The organism is Synechococcus sp. H55.9 (genome assembly GCF_047462355.1).
Taxonomy (GTDB): domain Bacteria; phylum Cyanobacteriota; class Cyanobacteriia; order Thermostichales; family Thermostichaceae; genus Thermostichus.
The window spans coordinates 1-3,261 of the sequence record NZ_JANSJB010000150.1 but is presented as its reverse complement, the minus strand read 5'-3'; the positions used below and the strand labels follow the sequence as shown (position 1 = coordinate 3,261).

Genomic DNA, 3,261 nt, shown 5'->3' with positions numbered 1-3,261 from the left:
GTCGTACCTTGACAACTCACGCGATTGTTGAGAGAGAACCTGCATCATCACCATCCCTGGTGCGCGTTGTCCACCCGTGCACCAGGTGCCGTTCGGCCCATTGGCCGTGACGGACGGAAGACATGATGAGCACACGATGGATGCCATGGCGCTGCGTGCCGAGGAAGGACGGGGCACGGCACCGATATGCTCCGGGGAGCCGCGTGCAGGCTGTGATCCGGAGGTCTCCGAATGGGGCAACCCGCTGCCATCTGGCAGCGCTCCGCATGCGCGGAGCGGGAACCCGGCCAACTGAAACATCTCAGTAGCCGGAGGAAGAGTGAACGACACCCGTAGTAGCGGCGAGCGAACCGGGTGAGGCCTAAACCGTGCGCGTGCCAAGGGAGCAGCCGTTGCGCGCACGGGGTTGGAGGACGACCCACGCCCATCCTGCTCGATGGGCCTCACGCGACCGCGTTCAGCAGAAGCAGTGTGGAACCCTGCACCAGAGAGCGTGAGAGTCGCGTATGCGTGCGCCTCAGCGTGAGGGGTCGTTCCTGAGTAGGTCCGGGCACGAAGAACCCGGGCTGAAGCCGGGCAGACCACTGTCCAAGGCAAGCTACACGCAGTGACCGATAGCGCACAGTACCGTGAGGGAACGGTGAAAAGTACCCCGGTGAGGGGAGTGAAAGAGACCCTGAAATCGTGTGCTTCCACGCCGTGGGAGCCGGGCAACCGGTGACCGCGTGCCTTTTGGAGTATGATCCGGCGAGTAATCCTCGGTGGCGTGGTTAAGGCAGAGCCAGCCGGAGCCGGAGTGAACGCGAGCCTGAACAGGGCGAGCGTCGCCGGGGATTGACCCGAAACCGTGTGAGCTACCCATGGCCAGGCTGAAGCGTCCCTAACAGGACGTGGAGGGCCGCACCGGTGTCTGTTGCAAAAGGCTCGGATGAGCTGTGGGTAGGGGTGAAATGCCAATCGAACACGGAGATAGCTGGTTCTCCCCGAAATGTATTGAGGTACAGCCGCGGCAATGGCACACCCGGAGGTAGAGCACTGTTGTTGTGCGGGGGCTTCACCGCTTACCAAGCGACGGCAAACTGCGAATGCCGGGTGTGTGCACCGCGAGTGAGACGGCGGGTGCGAATATCCGTCGTCGAGAGGGAAACAACCCAGACCGCCGGCTAAGGTCCCCCAGTGGTCGCTAAGTGGGAAAGGTTGTGGCGCCGCTTAGACAACCAGGAGGTTGGCTTAGAAGCAGCCATCCTTGAAAGAGTGCGTAACAGCTCACTGGTCAAGCAGCGCTGCGCCGAGGCTGTAACGGGGCAAAGCGACCCACCGAAGCCGCGGGTTGACCGAGAGGTCAACGGTAGGGGAGCGTCGTGACCGCAGGGAAGGGACGGCGGAAGCCGCACTGGAGCGGGCACGAGTGCGAATGCCGGAATGAGTAACGGAGAAGCGATGTGGCAATCATCGCCACCGAAAGTCAAAGGGTTCTGCCGCACGGATGCACCGCGGCAGGGTAGTCGGGCCTAAGGGGACGGCCACGGCCAGACCCGATGGACAACAGGTGAATAGTCCTGTACCGTGGAGTGGTCGCTTGACCAATGCCGGATGCTGAGGGGTAGTCGCCGCGGCGAGACGAGCGCCGTCCAAGCCGGTAGGGAGCAGGGCGAAGGAAATCCGTCCTGCGCTGACCGAGAGGTGAGTGAAAGGGGGTTGGGGAACCAACCGCCAATGGCGAGGCGCCTGTGCAGCCACGAAAGGCCGGCTCGGGAGACCACCCACGCCCGTACCGCAAACCGACACAGGTAGACAGGTCGAGGAGACCAAGGTGGACGAGTGACCCCCGGTTAAGGAACTCGGCAAATTGACCCCGTACCTTCGGAAGAAGGGGTGCTGCGTGTAGGGTGAAGCCCCTGGCGGGTGGAGCCCGAGGCAGCCGCAGGGTCCAGGCCCGGGCGACTGGATACCAGAACCACAGCTCCCTGCTGAAGCCGGAAGGCGACGTATAGGGGGTGATGCCTGCCCAGTGCCGGAAGGTTAAGGGGAGGGGTGAACGCTCCAAACCGAAGCCCCGGTAAACGGCGGCTGTAACTATAACAGTCCTAAGGTAGCGAAATTCCTTGTCGGGTAAGTTCCGACCCGCACGAAAGGCATCACGATCTGGGCACTGTCTCGACCGGGGGCTCGGTGAAATTGCAGTGGCCGTGAAGATGCGGCCAACTCAGAGCGGGACAAAAAGACCCCGTGGAGCTTTACTACAGCTTGCCATCGGGCCGTGCAGGCGGATGCGTAGGATAGGTGGGAGGCGGAGAAGGCGGACTTGCGGGTCTGCTGGAGCCGACGGTGAAATACCACTCTTCGGTCTGCGCTGCCCTCACCGGCGGAAGGCTGGGACGGTGGCTGGCGGGTAGTTTGACTGGGGCGGTCGCCTCCTAAAGGGTAACGGAGGCGCGCAATGGCGCCCTCAGGCGGGATGGTCATCCGCCGTGGAGTGCAACGGCAGAAGGGCGCTTGACTGCGAGGCAGACAGGCCGAGCAGGGATGAAAGTCGGCCGTAGTGATCCCACAGTACCGGGTGGAAGGGCTGTGGCTTAACGGATAAAAGCTACCCCGGGGATAACAGGCTCAGACCGCCCAAGAGTTCATATCGACGGCGGAGCGTGGCACCTCGATGTCGGCTCGTCGCATCCTGGGGCTGGAGTAGGTCCCAAGGGTTGGGCTGTTCGCCCATGAAAGCGGCACGCGAGCTGGGTTCAGAACGTCGTGAGACAGTTCGGTCTCTATCCGCTCTGAGCGCGTAGAGCAGTGCGCGGGGCTGGCCCTAGTACGAGAGGACCGGGCTGGACGGACCGCTGGTGGAGGAGTTGTGGGGCGGCCTGCAAGCTCCGTAGCTATGTCCGGGAGTGAGAACCGCTGAAAGCATCTAAGTGGGAAACACGCCGCAAGACGACTGCTCTCACAGCGCAAGGCTGGTAAGCCCCCCGCGAGATGAGCGGGATAAGCGGCCGGAGCTGGAGGCGGGGTGACCCGTAGAGGCGACCGGTGCGCAGGGGCGAGGGCTTCCGTCCGTCGCGGCGAGGGGGCCGGGACGGGAGCGTGGTGATGGTGCAGGCAGCAAGAAGGACAATCGCGTGAGGGGTGAAGGGACGACCTTCAACCACTGGGTGTGTGAGGAGCGCGGTGGACCCACCCCGATCCATCCCGAACCGGGTCGTGAAACATCGCAGCGCCGATCCTACTGGCGGCTCTCCGCTGGGAACCTAGGTCCACGCACCC

At 63.4% G+C, this 3,261-nt stretch carries 2 rRNA genes; both read left to right on the top strand.

Features of this window, described 5'->3' with window-relative positions:
- Nucleotides 1–113: 113 nt before the first annotated feature.
- Nucleotides 114–3,053, top strand: a 23S ribosomal RNA gene (locus NW857_RS12615).
- A gap of 94 nt (nt 3,054–3,147) precedes the next feature.
- A 5S ribosomal RNA gene (gene rrf, locus NW857_RS12610) occupies nt 3,148–3,261 on the top strand; the annotation flags it as partial.